Here is a 17,208-nt window from a genome sequence, read left to right as displayed (position 1 = left end):
TCACTCAGCCTCCGATGCCATGCTGCGCGTTGCCGCGACGAACCAGTCGGGCTGGCGGCTGCGGATCTCGGCCGCCGCGCGCTTGGCGACATTGCCGGTCTCGAACAGGCCGAAGCATGTCGCGCCCGATCCGGACATTCGCGAAAACCCTGATCCGGCCTTATCAAGCCATGAAAGCGCCCTGCCTATGGCGGGCCGCATCGCAAGGGCCGCAGGTTCGAGATCGTTGCGGGTGATCTCCAGCCAGTTGCGCAGGCTGTGAAACTCGATGCTGCGCGGCAGCGGCGGCAGTGGCTCATTGTCGCGACGGGACAGTGCAGCGAAGATTTCCGCCGTCGAGACCGGTGTGCCCGGATTGACCAGCACCAGACCCAGCGCCGAAAAATCCGGCACCATCGACAGCTCCTCACCGATGCCGCGCGCCAGCAGCGGCTTTGCCGCCAGGCACATCGGCACATCGGCGCCAAGCGAGAGGCCGATCCGCGCCAGCTCGGCGTTGTCGATGTCCAGGCCCCAGCTGTCTGCCAGCCCGCGCAGCACGGCCGCCGCGTCGCTCGACCCTCCGCCTACGCCGGACGCGACCGGAAGGTTCTTTTCGAGCCTGATGGTCACGGGCGGCGTGCTCCGAGGACCAGCGGCCTGCCGTAACGCGTCGCGTGCCTTCAGCACCAGATTGTCGCCATCGAGCGGAACGTCCGGCGCGTAGCGGCCGGACACGCTGAAATCGTCGCCTTCAGCCGGCGCGATCTCGATCCTGTCGCCAAAGCGCGTGAACACGGCCAGGCTTTCGATGAGATGATAGCCGTCGGGGCGCCTGCCTGTGACGTGCAAGGCAAGGTTTATCTTGGCGGGTGCCGCCCATGTCCGGACACGCGGACCGGATTGCACAGTCTCGATCGCGAGTGAAATGAGGTCAGTCCTTGGCCAGCCGGTATTCGCCGGTCTTCGGATCCTTGACCAGCGTTCCCATCGTGCCGTTGGCCGCTTGTTTTTCGGTGCGCCGCACCTTGGCCGTCACGCGCTCGGCCTCGCGCACGAAAGTGCGGTAGCCGAAATAGGCGGCGATGCCGACGACGGCGAAGAAAATGAGCTGTGGCATGTCCAAACTCCTACCACGCTGGGCCGGTAAGGGCGGCCGGTCGGGTCTTTCGGGCAACCATGCTAGACGCTTTCATGGCTTTTTCAAAGCCCGAAGCGCGCCCACAATGCGCGCTCTTCCGCCGCATCGATGACGCCACTGGCCGCCGCGGCGGCGATATCGGGCGCTGAAAAGCCCATGCTCGAGCCGAACAGGCCGAAGCGGCCCAACAAACCACGCGGCGCTGTTATCAGCCTGAGTTCGGTCTTCGGACCGAAGCGGGTCTTCAGCACCGTACGCATGTCGCCAAGCGCATCGACGAGGCCAAGTTCCAGGCCTCTCTTGCCGGTCCAGAACAACCCGGTGAACAGGTCCGGATCGTCCGCCAGCTTCGTGCCGCGCCGCTCCTTGACCAGGTCGATGAAGGTCTCGTGCACTTCGAGCTGCAGCACCTTCAGCCGCTCGACGTCTTCCTTCTTCTCGGGCTTGAACGGATCGAGCACCGCCTTGTTCTGGCCGGCGGTGTGGACACGGCGCTCGACGCCGATCTTCTTCATCAGTTCCGGGAAACCGAACGAGGCCGACACCACGCCGATCGAACCGACGATGGAGGAGGGGTCGGCGAAGACCTCGTCGCCGGCGACAGCGATCATGTAGCCGCCAGACGCCGCGACATCCTCGACGAAGACAAGCACCTTTTTGTTCTTCTCGACCGCAAGGTCGCGAATGCGCTTGAAGATCAGCCGCGACTGCACCGGGGAGCCGCCGGGGGAGTTGATCGAGATCGCGACCGCGGGCGCGTCGAAGGAAAACGCCTTTTCGATCAGTCCGGCGGTGGACGCAAGCGACAGGCTCGGTCGGAACAGACCGCCGCCGGCCATGATGGTGCCGTGCAGCCGGATGACCGGAATGGTGACGACGGTGGAGCGCCAGGACTTCGGCAGCAGACGGTTGAAAAGACGTTTCACGATGACGTGGTCTCCGGCGATGGTTGCAGGCATGTAGGGATTTCCCAGCCAACGGCAATGTGCAGGCCGCGAACAGCTCAGTCTCCGAACAGCGAGGCGAGCCCGTTGGTGATCATTTCGCTGCGCTCGTCGGGGCCGTTGCCCGATCGCGCGTGAAGCATCAGGGGCGGGCGGATGGCAAGCTTTCCCCGTGCCCCGAGAGCCGCCCGCACGATGATGCGGATTGCCGCCGCGTCCGGGCGAGGGTGCACGGCGAGCATCTCGGCTTCGCCGAAGCGGCCTGAAATCGCGTCGAGAATGGCGCCGAGCTGTTCGGGCCGGGCGATGACGGCAAGCCAGCCGCGCGGCCTGACAACCGCCGCCGCGCTGCGGATCCAGCTTTCGAACAGCCCATCCTCCATGACATGGGCCTCCTTTCGCAGGCGGTCCGATGTGGCGCGGTCCCGTGCGGCGTTGAAAGGCGGGTTCATGATGACGAAGTCGAAATCATTGTCGGCAAGCCCGGCGGCGGCCCGGGCCCGGCCCGAAACGGTGACATCGGCGACGAGCACGGCCGCGCGATCGCTGAGATGCGCATTGCCGGGATGGGCAAGCGTGGCCGCCGCGAAGGCGGCCATCTCGGGCGCGCGTTCGACCAGCACTGCCTGGGCGCCCGGACAGCGCGACAGCACCGCAAGACCGGCAGCACCGGCGCCGGCCCCGAAATCGGCGAGCCTTCCGCCAAAGGAGGATGGCACGGATGCGGCCAGCATCATCGCATCCATCCCGGCGCGATGGCCGCCATGCTTGGGCTGCACCAGCCAGAACCGGCCGCGATGGAAGGCATCGACCGTGTGGGCCGGCGTATCGGTGGCAAGTGCGGCTGGCGCGGCCGACATTATTTCCCCCGGATCTCGTTGGCGATGCCGGCGTCGGTCAGGATGCGGCGCGCGGCGTCGGCCTGGTCGGCATCGATCATGACGCGCCGTGGCAGGATGCCGAGCGAGCCGTCGAGCACGCTCATGTTCTGGTCGGCGACGAAGCAGCCGATGCCGGCATCGCGCATCAGCGATTCGACAAAGGAGATGATGACGGCGTCGTTGGTGCGGATGAGCTCTATCATCGCGAGAAACTCGCAGGTTGCAGCGTGCCTGTAAACGTCCGGCCGCATACCCGCATTTTCCCGACGTTGACACGCTGTCGCCGCCGCCGCGCCAATTCGCCTCTTGCCGTGGCCGTGTCCGCCGCCCTAGAGTCCATGCCGGGACTAAGGGTGCCGTCGCACGCGTTATACCAAGACGGGAGTGATTGTCGTGGGTGTCGTTCTCAACATCGAAGACGGGAAGCGGGAACCCGCATCCATCAAGGATTTGATCGATTTGACGGCCGCCGATATGGGGCGCGTCAACGAACTGATCCTGTCCAAGGCCGGCTCCGACGTCGAGATGATTCCCGAGGTCGCCAACCATCTGATCTCGTCCGGCGGCAAGCGGCTCAGGCCAATGCTGACGCTGGCTGCGGCGCAGATGTTCGGCTATCCCGGCGAGGGCCACGTCAAGCTCGCTACGTCGGTCGAGTTCATGCATACGGCCACGCTCCTGCATGACGACGTCGTCGACGAAAGCGGCATGCGGCGTGGCAAGAAGACCGCCCGCATGATCTGGGGCAACCAGGCCAGCGTGCTGGTCGGTGACTTCCTGCTCGGCCAGGCCTTCCGCATGATGGTCGATGTCGGCTCGCTCGAAGCGCTCGACATTCTGTCCAGCGCCGCCTCGATCATTGCCGAGGGCGAGGTCATGCAGCTTGCCGCCGCCAAGAACCTCGAAACCACCGAGGACGAGCACTTCGCCGTCATAAAGGCCAAGACCGCGGCGCTGTTTTCGGCCGCCGCCGAGGTTGGACCGGTCATCGCCCAGGCGACCCGCAACGACCGTGCCGCGCTGCGCTCCTATGGCATGAATCTCGGTCTTGCCTTCCAGCTCATCGACGATGCGCTGGATTATGGCGGCACCAGCAAGGATCTCGGCAAGAATGTCGGCGACGATTTTCGCGAGGGCAAGGTGACCTTGCCGGTCATCCTCGCCTACCGGCGCGGCAGCAAGACCGAACGCACCTTCTGGAAGCGTGCCATCGAAGACAATGTCGTCGATGACGCCGGGCTGGAAAAGGCGATCGGCCTGATGACCCGCCACGGTGCCATTGCCGACACGATCGGGCGCGCCCGCCATTTCGGCGAGATCGCTCGCGACGCGCTGGCGCCGCTGGAAGAGACGCCGCAGAAATCGGCGCTGATCGAGGTCATCGATTTCTGCATCAGCCGGGTGAACTGAGGCGGCCGGCTTTCACGGACGTCCTCCAGGCTGTGCCAGTGGAAAGAGAATTCGCCCCTGCCGTCTCGACAAGCGGCCTTGCCGCAAATTATCTATAAATCATGGCGAAGGGCACGGACGACACCATAGCGGTGCGCATCAGCAAGGTGCTGGCGGATCGCATCATCTCCGGCGCGATAGAGCCGGGGGCGAGGTTGCGGCAGGATCATGTCGCGGAGGAATTCAAAACCAGCCATGTTCCCGTGCGCGAGGCCTTCCGCCGGCTCGAGGCGCAGGGGCTCGCCGTCAGCGAGCCGCGCCGGGGCGTGCGAGTGGCGGCCTTCGACCTGGGCGAGGTCAAGGAGGTCGCCGAAATGCGGGCGGCGCTCGAAGTGCTGGCATTGCGCCACGCCGCGCCGCATCTGACTTCGGCCATTCTTGATCAGGCCGAGGAGGCGACCAAGGCCGGCGACAAATCCCGCGACGTCAGGTCGTGGGAGGAGGCCAATCGCGCCTTTCATCGGCTGATCCTGGCGCCGTGCGGCATGCCGCGCCTGCTTGCCACCATTGACGACCTGCACGCCGCAAGCGCGCGCTTCCTGTTCGCGGCATGGCGTTCGGAGTGGGAGGCGCGCACCGATCAGGATCACCGGGCGATCCTCAGCGCCTTGCGGCAGGGAAATGCCGAATCGGCCGCGGCGACACTGGGACGGCATGTCCAATGGATTGGCCGCAAGCCGGTCAGGACAGCGTCCGGCGCCACGCGCGAAGCCTTCGCGATCGTGGGTTAAGCGCCTTTTCCCGAGCCCGGGCTTGCTATCGCTCCAGAAATGTGGATTCGATAATAGATCGAAAGCACAAATTATCTATAATTTTGGATCGACCGAAGGGAAGCCTATGACCAACCTTGCATTCTCGTCCGCCAGACCGTCTTTCAGCCCGCTGCGGCTGCAGCAGCGATCACTCGCCGGGCAGGCCGGTGCCGTCGTGCTCGGCACGCTGTTCCTGGCGCTGTCCTCCTACATCGAGGTGCCGATGGTGCCTGTTCCCGTGACCATGCAGACCTTCGCGGTAACGCTTATCGGCGCGCTCTATGGCTGGCGGCTTGGCGCGGTGACGATCGCCGCTTGGCTGGTCGAAGGTGCTGTCGGCTTCCCGGTCCTGGCTGGCGGCGCCGCCGGCATTCAGCATTTCGTCGGCCCGACGGGCGGCTATCTCTTTGCCTTTCCCATCACCGGTGCGCTTGTCGGCTGGCTGGCCGAACGTGGCTGGAACGGCAACAGCGTTTTGCTTGCCTTCGTCGCCATGCTGCTCGGCAACCTCGCCTGTCTGGCTCTCGGCACGGCCTGGCTTGCCGTCATGATCGGCGCCGAGAAGGCCATCACCTTCGGCTTCCTGCCGTTCATCGTCGGCGGGTTGCTGAAGTCGGCGCTTGGCGCTGCGACGCTGATGGCGCTTCCGCGCGGCAAGATGAACTTGCCGAAGCCGTGACGATCAGGCTTCGCGCCCATCATCTCCTTTGCCTGCTCACCTATGTGGGCAAGGGATACAGCCCCGCCTTCACCGCCAATTATGACGGGATCGCGGAGCGCCTGAGCCGGGGCGAGGACATCCTCCTCGTTTCCGGCCCGGACGACATCTGCGCCCCGTTGCTTGGCGAGCCGGAACCGCACTGCCTGCGCGACAGCGCGGCCGGGCGCGACCGGCAGGCCGGCGATGACGTGGAAGCGCTGCTGGCTCGGCCGATCCGGGACGGCGTCCGCCTCGATCTCGATGCCGCGACCCTGATACGGCTACGGCAGGCGTTCTCGGCCGGCCACGTGCGCAAGGCATGCGGGGGCTGTGAATGGAGCGATCTGTGCAGCGCGGTGGCAAGCGGCGGCTATCGCGATACGCGGCTGCAACGGCCCGTTGAGACGCAAAACTGTCCCCTTTAGCCATGGTTTGTTAATCGGGTGACCCGATTGTGAATTTCGGGCGGATTGAAGCGCGACCCCAAAAAGGCCATGCTTTGCCTGGAAAGATCGAGTCTGGGTCGATCCCGCTGACGCGGAGATGGCGCCTGGCTGAAAGGGATATGATGCAGCAAGGACGTGCGCGCTGGCTGACGAGGCTGGCAATTGTGACGGGCATGGCGATCTCGGCTTTGCCGGCCTATGCCAAGCAATCCACCGAACCGGTCAAGATATCGTCGTTCTCGGGCGCCTATCTGGCTGCCCGGATCGCCGAAGGCGACAACGATCTCGACAGCGCCATCGCGTACTACAAGCAGGCCTTGGCTTTCAATCCGAGCGACACCGCACTGCAGCAGAGCCTGATGCTGTCGCTGATCGCTCAAGGGCGGTTCGACGAATCCCTGGTCTATGCCGACAAGCTCAAGGAAGTGCCCGATGTCGAGCGCTTCTCGCGCCTGGCGCTGGCGGTCGATTCCTTCCACAAGAAGGATTTCACCAAGGCACAGTACTGGCTCAAGCTGTCGCTGGAATCCGATCTCGACCGGCTGATCTCCGGCGTCATGTCCGGCTGGGCCGAACAAGGTGCCGGCCAGGCCAGCGAAGCGATGGCTTCGATCGACAAGCTGCAGGGACCTGACTGGTTCGGCCTGTTCAAGTCCTTCCACCGCGCCCTGATTGCCGATGCATCCGGCATGCCCGAAAAGGCCGAGGCGATCTACGCCGCGACGATGCAGGACACCGCCGCCGGCGGTGCGGCGCCTGAAACCTGGATGCGCAACGCGCAGGCCTATGCCTCGTTCCTGGCCCGCAAGGGCGACAAGGCCAAGGCGCTCTCGGTGCTCGACCAGGCCGAGGCGTTTTCGCCGGGCAAGCTGGAAATCGTCGCCTTGCGTGACAAGATCAGCAAGGGCGACAAGATCGCGCCCTTCGTTTCCGGTCCGTCCGACGGTGCTTCCGAAATCCTGCTCGATCTTGCCACCGCGCTCAACCGCGGCGGCGGCGAGCCGTTCGTGCGCCTCTATTTGCAATATGCCTTGGCCCTGAAGCCGGACAGCGACGCGGCGCTCGTGCAACTTGCCGCCGTCGCCGAACAGCTGAAGGACGGCGAGGGCGCCATCGCGCTTTATCGGCGCATCCCCGACTCTTCGCCGCTGAAGGAGATTTCGGACCTGCAGCTTGGCCTCAACCTTGCCGATCTCGACCGCCATGACGAGGCGATCACGCATCTGAAGGCCTTCGTCGAAGCCCATCCCAACGACATGCGCGCCTATCTGGCGCTTGGGGGCGTCTACTCCTCGAAGGAGGATTTCCGCTCCGCCGCCAATCTCTACGACAAGGCCGTCGAGGTGCTGAAGACGCCGACCGCCGCCAACTGGAACATCTTCTATCAGCGCGGCATCGCCTATGAGCGGCTGAAGGAATGGCCGAAGGCCGAGCCGAATTTTCGCAAGGCGCTGGAATTGCAGCCGGACCAGCCGCAGGTGCTGAACTATCTCGGCTATTCCTGGGTCGACATGAACACCAACCTGAAGGAAGGCCTGGAGATGATCCAGAAGGCCGTCGATCTCAGGCCGAGCGACGGCTACATCGTCGATTCCCTGGGGTGGGCCTATTTCCGCCTCGGCCGGTTCGATGACGCCGTGCGCGAAATGGAACGTGCGGTCGCGCTGAAGCCGGAAGATCCGGTTCTGAACGACCATCTCGGCGACGCCTATTGGCGCGTCGGCCGCAAGCTGGAAGCCACCTTCCAGTGGAACCAGGCCCGCGATCTGAAGCCCGATCCCGACGTGCTGGCCAACCTGCAGCAGAAGCTGATGAAGGGCCTGCCGCCGATCGTATCCAACACGGCGCAGGAGACCCCTAAGGTCAAGCCGGAGCCGGTCCCGGCCCCGAAGGGCTGAAACCGCCTTTTTTGGAATGCGAACGGGGCTCTCAGAGCCCCGTTTTGGTTTTGAGATCCGTGCCGCTCAAACGCATGCCGACGCGCTGGAAACGTCCTCAGAACATCTTACGATAGACGACGAAGCCCGAGCGTTCGCCGACCTTGTCATAGAGCTTCATCGCCGTGTGATTGGTTTCATGCGTCAGCCAGTACACCCGGCCGGAACCCGCCGCCTGGGCGCGCTCGTAGACGCCTTCGATCAACGCCCGGCCGATGCCTTTGCCCCGCGAGGCCTCGTTGGTGAAAAGATCCTGCAGATAGCAGTTCGGCGCGATCGCCATGGTGCTGCGGTGGAACAGGTAGTGGACGAGGCCAAGAAGCCGGCCCCCGCTCTCGGCGACCAGCGCATGGACCGGCTCGTAGGCGTCGAAGAAGCGCGACCACGTCATCGCGGTGATCTCGCTTGCCAGCGCCGTCTCGCCCGAGCGGCCATAGAACGCATTGTAGCCGTCCCACAGCGGCAACCATTGGTCGAAGTCCTGACGCGTGACCGGGCGGATGGTGATCGGGCTGGACATGGCTGAACCTGTTGTGCTTGAGGCGGATGCTTGGTCGAATTGGATCGCGGGCAGTGGCGACGGGCAATGGGCCAGTCGCTGGCAAAGTTTTCAACATCGCCCGGTATGCTCACCGCGGCCCGCATCGCACGCGCCTTGCTTGACGCTTCGCCGCCGTGTCTCTAGGACGTGGCCGCAAGCTAGCCTGTGTCGCCGAGGCCATCGTGACGATTGAAATCCCAGCCCATATGCATCCCAGCCGCTCGTTCCAGGGGCTGATCCTGACCTTGCACAATTACTGGGCGGCCTATGGCTGCGTCATCCTCCAACCCTATGACATGGAGGTCGGCGCCGGCACGTTTCATCCGGCAACGACGCTGCGCGCACTCGGGCCCAGGCGTTGGAACGCCGCCTACGTCCAGCCTTCGCGCCGTCCCAAGGACGGCCGTTACGGCGAGAACCCAAACCGGCTGCAGCACTACTACCAGTACCAGGTGATCCTGAAGCCCAATCCGCCGAACCTGCAGGAGCTTTACCTCGGCTCGCTGGCGGCGATAGGCGTCGACCCCCTGCTGCACGACATTCGCTTCGTCGAGGACGACTGGGAAAGCCCGACGCTGGGCGCCTGGGGTCTTGGCTGGGAATGCTGGTGCGATGGCATGGAAGTGTCGCAGTTCACCTACTTCCAGCAGGTCTGCGGCATCGAATGCGCGCCGGTGGCGGGCGAACTCACCTACGGCCTGGAGCGCCTGGCCATGTATGTGCAGGGCGTCGACAATGTCTACGACCTCAACTTCAATGGCCGCGAGGGCGCCGACAAGGTGACCTATGGCGATGTCTTCCTGCAGGCCGAGCAGGAATATTCGCGCCACAATTTCGAATACGCCAACACCGCGATGCTGCTTCGGCATTTCGAGGATGCCGAGGCCGAGTGCAAGGCGCTGCTCGAGGCCGGCGCGCCGGCCTCGAACGACAATTTGCCGATGCACAAGATGGTCTTCCCGGCCTACGACCAGTGCATCAAGGCGAGCCATGTCTTCAACCTGCTCGACGCGCGTGGTGTGATCTCGGTCACCGAGCGGCAAAGCTACATCCTGCGCGTGCGCAATCTGGCGAAAGCCTGCGGCGAGGCGTTCTTGAAGACGCAGGCCGGTGGAATGGCGGCCTGAGCCTCAAGCGCCGTTGATCATTTCGAGGGAAGCGTTGATCTGCGGCAGGATCTGGCCGCTCGGACCAGACATCGTCCGCAGCGCCTGCCGCACGCCCGGCATCGAGAAGGCGCCGTGGGCCTGCGCGGTGAAGCAGGCGCTGAGCGCGAGGATCTGAAGAAGTCTGGATGCGGTTTTCATGATCGTTCAGCCAATAGTTCCCTGCCTGAGCGTGGGTCGCTTCAGCGCTGCGTTCGGTTCATGGAAATCTTTGATCCAAGGACGGGCGGGGTCGGCTCGTCCCGACAGGGTGGCCAAAATTTCTGGAAAGGGTGACAGCGGCCAGCCGAGTTGCTATGCCCCGCGCGGACCATTTTGCCGCGTGAGCCCCAACCATGCCTGACCTGCTTCTAGAACTTCGCCCGGAAGAGATTCCTGCTCAGCCGCGCGACCGCAGCGCCGGAGGCGCGAGGACGCGCAAACAGGAAAATGGCATGCGGGCGGAGATACGCTGATGCCGGATTTGTTGCTCGAACTTCGCTCCGAGGAAATCCCTGCCCGCATGCAGCGCAAGGCGGCGGGCGATCTGAGGAAGATGCTGACCGACGGTCTGGTCGAGGCGGGTCTGACCTACGAGGCGGCGCGCGAGTACTGGACGCCGCGGCGCCTTACCCTCGATATCCGTGGCCTCAACGCACGCTCGAAGGATATTCACGAGGATATCAAGGGGCCGTCGACATCGGCGCCTGAACAGGCCGTCCAAGGCTTCCTGCGCAAGGCCGGGTTGTCTTCGATCTCCGAAGCGCATGTCCATTCCGACCCGAAGAAGGGCGACTTCTACGTTGCCCATATTTCGAAGCCGGGCAGGGCGGCCGAAGAGATCATCGCCGGACTGGTGCCCGATATCATCCGCAATTTCCCCTGGCCGAAGTCGATGCGCTGGGGGCCGGCCTCGGCCAAGCCGGGCTCGCTGCGCTGGGTGCGCCCGCTGCAATCGATCCTGTGCACCTTCGGCCCCGAGACCGAGGAGCCGGTCGTGGTCGATTTCGAGATCGACGGCATCCGTTCGGGCAACATCACCTACGGCCACCGTTTCCTCGCGCCTGGCGAAATCACCGTGCGCCGCTTCGACGATTACGTGTCGAAGCTGGAAGCGGCCAAGGTCGTGCTCGATGCCGACCGCCGCAAGGAGATCATCCTTGCCGACGCCCGCAACCTCGCCTTCGCCAACGGGCTCGACCTTGTCGAGGACGAGGGCTTGCTTGAAGAAGTGTCCGGGCTGGTCGAATGGCCTGTCGTGCTGATGGGCGAGTTCGAGCAGGCTTTCCTGGCCATCCCGGCGGAAGTGATCCGGCTGACCATCCGTGCCAACCAGAAGTGTTTTGTGACGCGGCCGCAGGGGGAGGGCGACGTGCTCTCCAACCCTTTCATCCTCACCGCCAATATCGAGGCGAAGGACGGCGGCAAGGAAATCGCCCACGGCAACGGCAAGGTGGTGCGCGCCCGACTGTCCGACGCGCTTTATTTCTGGACGACTGATCAGGGCGACTTGCCCGATCTCGAGCAACTCCGGGCATCTGCGGAAAAATTCGGCCTCGATCTGAAGAAGCCGCTCGACCAGCGCATGGCCCGCCTCGACCATCTCAATGTCACGTTCCATGCCAAGCTCGGCACGCAGGGTGAGCGGGTGGAGCGGATTGCCCGGCTGGCGGAAGAACTGGCGCCGATCGTCGGCGCCGATCCCGCGCTGGCGCGTCGCGCCGCCGTCCTGGCGAAGGCCGATCTCACCACCGAAGTGGTCGGCGAGTTTCCCGAATTGCAAGGCGCCATGGGCCGCAAATATGCGTTGCTGCAGGGCGAGCATCAATCCGTGGCCGCAGCCATCGAGGAACATTACAAGCCGCAGGGCCCATCCGATTATGTGCCGAGCGATCCGGTGTCGGTCGCCGTCGCCCTCGCCGACAAGCTGGATACGCTGGTCGGTTTCTGGGCCATTGGAGAGACGCCGACCGGGAGCAAAGATCCCTATGCGCTGCGGAGAGCAGCGCTTGGGATCATCCGTGCTGTAATGGAGAAGGAGGTATCAACCAACATAATGCGCATGGTGACCCGTGCTTCATTGAACCAACTATCCCAGCAAAATAGAGCCTTTGGTCTTGAGATGGAGTATTTTTGGGATAATTCGGAATCAGAATTTGCCGATTTTCTCAGCTTCGTCGCGGGTGGCCCATACTTATGGCTTTGGCGCTTTGATTGCGATTTCTCATCGACAAAAATTCATGCTTTCATGTACGCACGAAAAAATGGTGATAGTGGAACCGCGAAAAAGAGCGAAGACTATTTCTATTCTACGTTTGAACACATTCAAAAGCGGTTGGCATTGGTCGAGCGCTATGCGGATATGACTGGAGCGTCAGCGCCTAGCTTTGAGATGTCTGAAGCATTGCGGGCAACTTTGGGGGATGCCGGCTACCACAATGCTGTTGCAGAGCAAACAAATAGGGTGCGGGAGGCGGAGGGCGAACTTTCTGGGTTGATTGGCCTTGCGGCGTCCGATCTCCTCGCCTTCTTCCACGACCGCCTGAAAGTCCATCTCCGCGACCAGGGCGCACGGCACGATCTCATCGATGCCGTCATCACGCCGCAGTCCGACGACCTGTTGCAGATCGTGCGCCGCGTCGAAGCGCTTGGTTCCTTCCTCGACACCGAGGATGGCAAAAACCTGCTCGCCGGCACCAAGCGTGCCGCCAACATCCTGGCCGCCGAGGAGAAGAAGAAAACGGCGGTCGCCGAAACCGTCGAACCGGCGTTGTTTCGGCAAGATGCCGAGAAGTCGCTGTTTGCGGCGGTGAATCAGGCCGAGAAGCAAGCCGGCGAAGCGATTCAAAACCAAGACTTTTCCGCTGCCATGCTGGCGCTTAGCGCTTTGCGTGAACCCGTTGATTCATTCTTTGAGCATGTTCTCGTGAATGATGAGGACTTGTCCGTGCGCGCCAACCGCCTTGCGCTGCTCACTCGCATTCGGACCGCTACCGGTCAGGTCGCGGATTTCTCGAAAATCGCTGGTTGAGAGGCGAGGAAAAATATCTTCCAGCCGGTCATTCGAGCCGGCTTACAGTCATATGACGATGACCTCTCCCTGGCAAAAGGGACATGTTCCCCAACCCAACGGAGGCTTCCATGAATTCCGATCACGAAATCGAAGTGACAGAAGAAACCTCGGCCCCTGCCGAGGCGCTAGAATCCGCTTCCGAAGCCGCCCTCGATCATGCCGCTGCCACGGCCGAAGCCGCCGATCTGTCTGATGAAGACGAGGATGGCGATGACGAAGAAGGCGACGACGAAGACGGCGAAGAGTCTGACGAAGATGACGACGATGACGCCGTGAAAGCCGAAGGCGACGACGCCGAGGGCGAAGAAGAATCCGAAGACGGCGAGTCCGACGAAGACGACAAGGAAGAAGCGGCCTGATTTCAGGTAGCGAGTTTTCTCGAGGAAAGGGCGGTGCTTGGCGCCGCCCTTCCTGTTGTCTTTTCAAACTGATTTGATCAGTTCTCCAGAATGCTGACGCGCACGCTGTTTTCGTAGACGTCGACCTGGATCAGCGGCTCGCCATTGACGATGGCGCGCTTGGTCGAGGAACTCATCGCGCCGGGGCGTTCTAGCATGCGCTGCAGGTCGGCACGCTGGTCGTTGGTCCTGAACCAGGCACCACCTTCGTCGTCGCTGTCGCGGCGGTGGAATTTGTGCCAGTTGGCGCGGTCCTGCCGCACCATTTGCGCGGCGCCATCCAGCGCATAGCCGTCGCTCGCCTGGTGATCGCGATCGGAAATGCGCGCGACATAAGACCCCAGCATGTCATCCGCATGGGCCGCGCCGCCAAGCAATGACATCAGCAGAAACCCAGCCACGGTAACGGTCTTCGATTTTTTCATGAGCAACCCCTTGCCTAGAACAATGCAATCCCGTCCGCCGGAGCCGCTTGGCGAAAGTCAGGCCGCGGCGCCGCCAGCCAGATCGTCGAGACGAAATTCGCCTCATAATGGTTGCGCAGCGCGCCAGACTGCCGTCAAGCCATCGAGCATTTTGATCGGCCAGTTGGCAGCTCGCTATTTGACCTTGCCGGCTCCTGAAGCAGGCTGTTGGGCTGCCGGCGGTGTTACGGCTGCCGCCGGTGCCGCTGCTTTTCCGTGCGCCGCCGGCGCGGGGGCTGCCGAGGCGGTCGCCGTGGCGGGGGAGGTTGTCGTAGCGGGGGCGGTTGCGGCGGCCGGCGCCTTGGCTTGCACTGGTGTCGAGAAGGCGCCGCCGACCATCCCGCCGCGAATGATCATCGGGCTCTGCGGGAAGCCTTGCCTCGCCTCGGCCTTTTCCGGGATTGCCGCCACCTTTTCATAAGTGACGTCGGGCTCGCCGAGCGCAACGACGGACACCACGTCGCTCGCCTTGCCGTCGGTCGCCTTCAGCGCAAGGATGGAGGGCGTCGAGGCCGGCGCACCGGGAAAGACCAGCGACGAGGCCTGAGCCCCGCCAGCCATGGCAGCCAGACTGATAGCAAGCGTTCCCCAGATACGCATAGACACTGACATAGCTCCCCATTGCCCAGAAGCCCGCACGATAGTGCCCGGCGATTGATACCGGCTTTCATGGAAACATAGCATTTTAGGAATTGATGAATTGCCAATGCCCGCTTGCCCCGGAGACGCCGTCGTATTACGCAGCCGGCATCCGCGAGGTGACGAGAGTGGCTGAAATACTTGCCGTCGGCGAAGCGATGGAACCGGCGTTGGCGCTGCTTGAGGGCGGCGATGTCGTCGCCATTCCGACCGAGACCGTCTATGGGCTGGCAGGCGACGCCACCAGCGGCATCGGCGTGGCGCGCATTTTCGAAGCCAAGGGTCGGCCGCGTTTCAATCCGCTGATCGCCCATGTCGCCGACATGGCGATGGCCGAGCGCATCGCTCTGTTCGATCCGCTGTCGACGAAGCTCGCGCTTGCCTTCTGGCCGGGCCCGCTGACGCTGGTGCTGCCGCAGCGCCCCGGCAACGGCATTCATCCGCTGGTCACCGCCGGGCTCGACACGGTCGCCTTGCGCATGCCGAGGGGTTTTGGCGGCGAGCTGATCGCCAGGCTCGGCCGACCGCTTGCCGCGCCCAGCGCCAATTCATCCGGCAAGATCAGCGCGACGACGGCGCAAGCGGTGGCGACGGATTTAGGCGCGCGCATCAAGCTGGTGGTCGATGGCGGCGCCACGCCAGTCGGGCTGGAATCGACCATCGTCAAGGCCGAAGGCGAAAGATTGCGGCTGCTGAGGCCCGGTGGCATTGCCGCAGGCGAAATCGAGGCGGCCATCGGCATGGATCTGCTGCGCGGCGGCATTGCCGGCGTCGAGGCGCCAGGCATGCTTGCCTCGCACTACGCGCCGGGCGCCGCGGTGCGGCTCAATGCGCGGGCGATCGGCGAGGGCGAAGCGCTGCTCGCCTTTGGCAGCCAGAGAGCGGAAGGCTGGCGTGGCGCAACTGCTTTCCTCAACCTTTCGGTTGCAGGCGATCTGCGGGAAGCGGCAAGCAATCTCTTCGCCTACATGCAGGAACTCGACCGCAGCGGCGCGCGCACCATCGCGGTCGAGCCGATCCCCTTTGACGGGCTGGGCGAGGCCATCAACGACCGGCTCTCCCGTGCCGCCGCTCCTCGTGACAACGCACAGCCCTCGACGTAGTTTTCCCACATGACCGAAACGGCAAAGACACTCGATCCCGCTCTCATCGATCGTTTCGCGGCGATCGTCGGCGATAAATATGCGCTGCGCGATCAGCAGGACATCGCACCTTATCTGATCGAGCGACGCGGCCTCTGGCATGGCGCGACGTCCCTGGTGCTGCGGCCGGGCAGCGTCGACGAGGTCAGCCGGATCATGCGGCTGGCGACGGAGACCGGAACGCCAGTCGTGCCGCAAAGCGGCAACACCGGGCTGGTGGGGGCCCAGGTGCCGGACAAGTCCGGCCATGAAATCGTCCTGTCGCTGTCGCGGCTGAACCGCATCCGCGAGATCGATGTTCTCTCCAACACGGTCACGGTCGAGGCCGGTGTGATCCTGCAGACCTTGCAGGAAGCGGCCGATGCCGCCGACCGGCTGTTCCCGCTGTCGCTCGCCGCGCAAGGCTCCTGCCAGATCGGCGGCAACCTGTCGTCCAATGCCGGCGGCACCGGCGTGCTGGCCTATGGCAATGCGCGCGAGCTCTGCCTCGGCGTCGAGGTGGTGCTGCCTACCGGTGAGGTGTTCGACGATTTGCGCAAGCTGAAGAAGGACAACACCGGTTACGACCTGAAGAACCTGTTCGTCGGCGCAGAAGGCACGCTCGGCGTCATCACCGCCGCCGTACTCAAACTCTTTCCGAAGCCCAAGGGGCGCGACGTCGCCTTCGTCGGCCTGTCGTCGCCCGAGGCCGCTCTTTCCCTTTTCAGCCTGGCCATGGACCGCGCCGGGGCAGCGCTCACCGCCTTCGAACTCATCGGCAAGCGGCCATACGATTTCACGCTGGCGCATACCCCGGGCGTGACGCGGCCGCTGATGGAGGATTGGCCCTGGTATGTGCTGATGCAGATATCGTCCGGCCGCTCATCGGAGGATTCGCGGGCGCTGATCGAGGATGTGCTCTCAGCAGGCCTCGAGCAGGAATTCGTCGGCGACGCCGTCATCGCCGCCAGCCTCGGGCAGGGCGACGCCTTCTGGAATTTCCGCGAGCTGTTGCCCGAGGCACAGAAGCCGGAAGGCGCTTCGATCAAACACGACATTTCAGTGCCGATCGCATCGATACCGCGCTTCATCGCGGAGGCCGCCGGCGCGGTGGCGTCAGTGAGCGCCGGCGCCCGCGTGGTCTGTTTCGGGCATATGGGCGACGGCAACCTCCACTATAACATCTCGCGGCCCCTCGACGGCGACGACGAGGCGTTTCTGGCGCTCTACCATGCCATGAACAAGGCCGTGCATGACGTGGTGCGCAGCCTGCACGGTTCGATCTCGGCCGAGCACGGCATCGGTCAGTTGAAGCGCGACGAACTGATCGCCACCGCCCCGCCGATGGCCATCGATCTGATGCGCCGGGTAAAGGCTGCCTTCGATCCGGCCGGCATCATGAATCCTGGTAAGGTTATCTGATCCTTTCAACATCTTGTGGTTGGTGGCATTCCGATAACCATCCCTGAGATCAGCAAAATTTAACCGACTTTCTTAAGCGCGGCGGTAAGGAGCCAGCGCTACTGTTTCCCCATAACGAGGCCGGGAAAACTGGCCCGGAGAGAACCGGACACCGGCTCTCAGGAGACAGACAGGAA

At 63.7% G+C, this 17,208-nt stretch carries 19 protein-coding genes; 10 read left to right on the top strand and 9 right to left on the bottom strand.

Going from position 1 to position 17,208, the window contains the following annotated elements; all coding sequences use genetic code 11:
• The 5 genes from FJW08_RS17925 to FJW08_RS17905 all read right to left on the bottom strand — a co-directional run bounded on the left by FJW08_RS17925 (position 1) and on the right by FJW08_RS17905 (position 3,148).
• Positions 1-888, bottom strand: a complete 888-nt coding sequence (locus tag FJW08_RS17925; protein WP_140759970.1) for a 4-(cytidine 5'-diphospho)-2-C-methyl-D-erythritol kinase — start codon at positions 886-888, stop codon at positions 1-3.
• Positions 889-913: 25 nt separating this feature from the next.
• Positions 914-1,099 (bottom strand): hypothetical protein, encoded by a 186-nt coding sequence (locus FJW08_RS17920; protein WP_140759972.1) that lies wholly within the window; start codon positions 1,097-1,099, stop codon positions 914-916.
• Positions 1,100-1,182: 83 nt separating this feature from the next.
• Positions 1,183-2,046 (bottom strand): S49 family peptidase, encoded by an 864-nt coding sequence (locus tag FJW08_RS17915; protein ID WP_140760068.1) that lies wholly within the window; start codon positions 2,044-2,046, stop codon positions 1,183-1,185.
• A gap of 77 nt (positions 2,047-2,123) precedes the next feature.
• The gene (locus tag FJW08_RS17910) at positions 2,124-2,924 is read right to left on the bottom strand and encodes a methyltransferase (RefSeq protein ID WP_140811703.1); all 801 of its coding nucleotides are present in this window, start codon (positions 2,922-2,924) and stop codon (positions 2,124-2,126) included.
• A complete protein-coding gene (locus FJW08_RS17905) occupies positions 2,924-3,148 on the bottom strand; it encodes a DUF2007 domain-containing protein (protein ID WP_140759977.1) in 225 nt (74 codons plus the stop codon). The genes FJW08_RS17910 and FJW08_RS17905 overlap by 1 nt, the downstream gene beginning before the upstream one ends.
• A gap of 190 nt (positions 3,149-3,338) precedes the next feature.
• Here FJW08_RS17905 and FJW08_RS17900 point away from each other — a divergent pair, with 190 nt between their 5' ends.
• The 5 genes from FJW08_RS17900 to FJW08_RS17880 all read left to right on the top strand — a co-directional run bounded on the left by FJW08_RS17900 (position 3,339) and on the right by FJW08_RS17880 (position 8,190).
• Positions 3,339-4,355, top strand: coding sequence for a polyprenyl synthetase family protein (locus FJW08_RS17900; protein WP_140811702.1), 1,017 nt, complete (start codon positions 3,339-3,341; stop codon positions 4,353-4,355).
• A 101-nt stretch (positions 4,356-4,456) separates the two neighbouring features.
• Positions 4,457-5,125, top strand: a complete 669-nt coding sequence (locus FJW08_RS17895) for a GntR family transcriptional regulator (protein WP_140811701.1) — start codon at positions 4,457-4,459, stop codon at positions 5,123-5,125.
• A 106-nt stretch (positions 5,126-5,231) separates the two neighbouring features.
• Complete coding sequence (locus FJW08_RS17890) at positions 5,232-5,825, top strand: biotin transporter BioY (protein ID WP_140811700.1); 594 nt, start codon at positions 5,232-5,234, stop codon at positions 5,823-5,825.
• Complete coding sequence (locus FJW08_RS17885; RefSeq protein ID WP_140811699.1) at positions 5,822-6,271, top strand: DUF1284 domain-containing protein; 450 nt, start codon at positions 5,822-5,824, stop codon at positions 6,269-6,271. The genes FJW08_RS17890 and FJW08_RS17885 overlap by 4 nt, the downstream gene beginning before the upstream one ends.
• Before the next feature lie 143 nt (positions 6,272-6,414).
• A complete protein-coding gene (locus FJW08_RS17880; protein WP_140811750.1) occupies positions 6,415-8,190 on the top strand; it encodes a tetratricopeptide repeat protein in 1,776 nt (591 codons plus the stop codon).
• Between the two features lie 97 nt (positions 8,191-8,287).
• Here the strand turns inward: FJW08_RS17880 and FJW08_RS17875 are convergent, their stop codons facing one another.
• Entirely contained in the window at positions 8,288-8,749 is a 462-nt protein-coding gene (locus FJW08_RS17875; RefSeq protein ID WP_140811698.1) for a GNAT family N-acetyltransferase, read from the bottom strand.
• Positions 8,750-8,976: 227 nt separating this feature from the next.
• On the opposite strand from FJW08_RS17875, the gene FJW08_RS17870 reads away from it, so the two are divergent.
• Entirely contained in the window at positions 8,977-9,897 is a 921-nt protein-coding gene (locus FJW08_RS17870; RefSeq protein ID WP_181182959.1) for a glycine--tRNA ligase subunit alpha, read from the top strand.
• Positions 9,898-9,900: 3 nt separating this feature from the next.
• Here FJW08_RS17870 and FJW08_RS32410 read toward each other — a convergent pair whose 3' ends face one another.
• Positions 9,901-10,077 carry a hypothetical protein gene (locus FJW08_RS32410; RefSeq protein WP_181182955.1) on the bottom strand — a complete coding sequence of 59 codons (177 nt, stop codon included), beginning with the start codon at positions 10,075-10,077 and terminating at the stop codon, positions 9,901-9,903.
• 313 nt (positions 10,078-10,390) lie between these two features.
• Here FJW08_RS32410 and glyS point away from each other — a divergent pair, with 313 nt between their 5' ends.
• The gene (gene glyS / locus FJW08_RS17865; protein WP_140811696.1) at positions 10,391-12,946 is read left to right on the top strand and encodes a glycine--tRNA ligase subunit beta; all 2,556 of its coding nucleotides are present in this window, start codon (positions 10,391-10,393) and stop codon (positions 12,944-12,946) included.
• A 110-nt stretch (positions 12,947-13,056) separates the two neighbouring features.
• A complete protein-coding gene (locus FJW08_RS17860) occupies positions 13,057-13,347 on the top strand; it encodes an ATPase (protein ID WP_140811695.1) in 291 nt (96 codons plus the stop codon).
• A gap of 77 nt (positions 13,348-13,424) precedes the next feature.
• Here FJW08_RS17860 and FJW08_RS17855 read toward each other — a convergent pair whose 3' ends face one another.
• On the bottom strand, positions 13,425-13,811 hold the full coding sequence (locus FJW08_RS17855; RefSeq protein WP_140811694.1) for a hypothetical protein: 387 nt from the start codon (positions 13,809-13,811) through the stop codon (positions 13,425-13,427).
• A 174-nt stretch (positions 13,812-13,985) separates the two neighbouring features.
• Positions 13,986-14,450, bottom strand: a complete 465-nt coding sequence (locus FJW08_RS17850; RefSeq protein WP_246682409.1) for a hypothetical protein — start codon at positions 14,448-14,450, stop codon at positions 13,986-13,988.
• 167 nt (positions 14,451-14,617) lie between these two features.
• Here FJW08_RS17850 and FJW08_RS17845 point away from each other — a divergent pair, with 167 nt between their 5' ends.
• Both FJW08_RS17845 and FJW08_RS17840 read left to right on the top strand, forming a co-directional pair.
• Complete coding sequence (locus FJW08_RS17845) at positions 14,618-15,592, top strand: L-threonylcarbamoyladenylate synthase (protein WP_181182954.1); 975 nt, start codon at positions 14,618-14,620, stop codon at positions 15,590-15,592.
• Between the two features lie 9 nt (positions 15,593-15,601).
• Positions 15,602-17,032, top strand: a complete 1,431-nt coding sequence (locus tag FJW08_RS17840; RefSeq protein WP_140811691.1) for an FAD-binding oxidoreductase — start codon at positions 15,602-15,604, stop codon at positions 17,030-17,032.
• Positions 17,033-17,208 lie beyond the last annotated feature (176 nt).

Origin of the sequence: Mesorhizobium sp. B3-2-1 (assembly GCF_006439515.1) — a bacterium.
Classification (GTDB): domain Bacteria; phylum Pseudomonadota; class Alphaproteobacteria; order Rhizobiales; family Rhizobiaceae; genus Mesorhizobium.
This window is presented reverse-complemented; position numbering and strand designations above follow the sequence as displayed.

What these genes read in the sequence shown, in the direction of transcription:
- FJW08_RS17920 (WP_140759972.1), bottom strand. Translation starts at nt 1,099, where the DNA reads ATGCCACAGCTCATTTTCTTCGCCGTCGTCGGCATCGCCGCCTATTTC.
- FJW08_RS17910 (WP_140811703.1), bottom strand. Translation starts at nt 2,924, where the DNA reads ATGTCGGCCGCGCCAGCCGCACTTGCCACCGATACGCCGGCCCACACG.
- FJW08_RS17905 (WP_140759977.1), bottom strand. Translation starts at nt 3,148, where the DNA reads ATGATAGAGCTCATCCGCACCAACGACGCCGTCATCATCTCCTTTGTC.
- FJW08_RS17895 (WP_140811701.1), top strand. Translation starts at nt 4,457, where the DNA reads ATGGCGAAGGGCACGGACGACACCATAGCGGTGCGCATCAGCAAGGTG.
- FJW08_RS17890 (WP_140811700.1), top strand. Translation starts at nt 5,232, where the DNA reads ATGACCAACCTTGCATTCTCGTCCGCCAGACCGTCTTTCAGCCCGCTG.
- FJW08_RS17880 (WP_140811750.1), top strand. Translation starts at nt 6,415, where the DNA reads ATGCAGCAAGGACGTGCGCGCTGGCTGACGAGGCTGGCAATTGTGACG.
- FJW08_RS17875 (WP_140811698.1), bottom strand. Translation starts at nt 8,749, where the DNA reads ATGTCCAGCCCGATCACCATCCGCCCGGTCACGCGTCAGGACTTCGAC.
- FJW08_RS17870 (WP_181182959.1), top strand. Translation starts at nt 8,977, where the DNA reads ATGCATCCCAGCCGCTCGTTCCAGGGGCTGATCCTGACCTTGCACAAT.
- FJW08_RS32410 (WP_181182955.1), bottom strand. Translation starts at nt 10,077, where the DNA reads ATGAAAACCGCATCCAGACTTCTTCAGATCCTCGCGCTCAGCGCCTGC.
- glyS (WP_140811696.1), top strand. Translation starts at nt 10,391, where the DNA reads ATGCCGGATTTGTTGCTCGAACTTCGCTCCGAGGAAATCCCTGCCCGC.
- FJW08_RS17860 (WP_140811695.1), top strand. Translation starts at nt 13,057, where the DNA reads ATGAATTCCGATCACGAAATCGAAGTGACAGAAGAAACCTCGGCCCCT.
- FJW08_RS17855 (WP_140811694.1), bottom strand. Translation starts at nt 13,811, where the DNA reads ATGAAAAAATCGAAGACCGTTACCGTGGCTGGGTTTCTGCTGATGTCA.
- FJW08_RS17850 (WP_246682409.1), bottom strand. Translation starts at nt 14,450, where the DNA reads ATGCGTATCTGGGGAACGCTTGCTATCAGTCTGGCTGCCATGGCTGGC.
- FJW08_RS17840 (WP_140811691.1), top strand. Translation starts at nt 15,602, where the DNA reads ATGACCGAAACGGCAAAGACACTCGATCCCGCTCTCATCGATCGTTTC.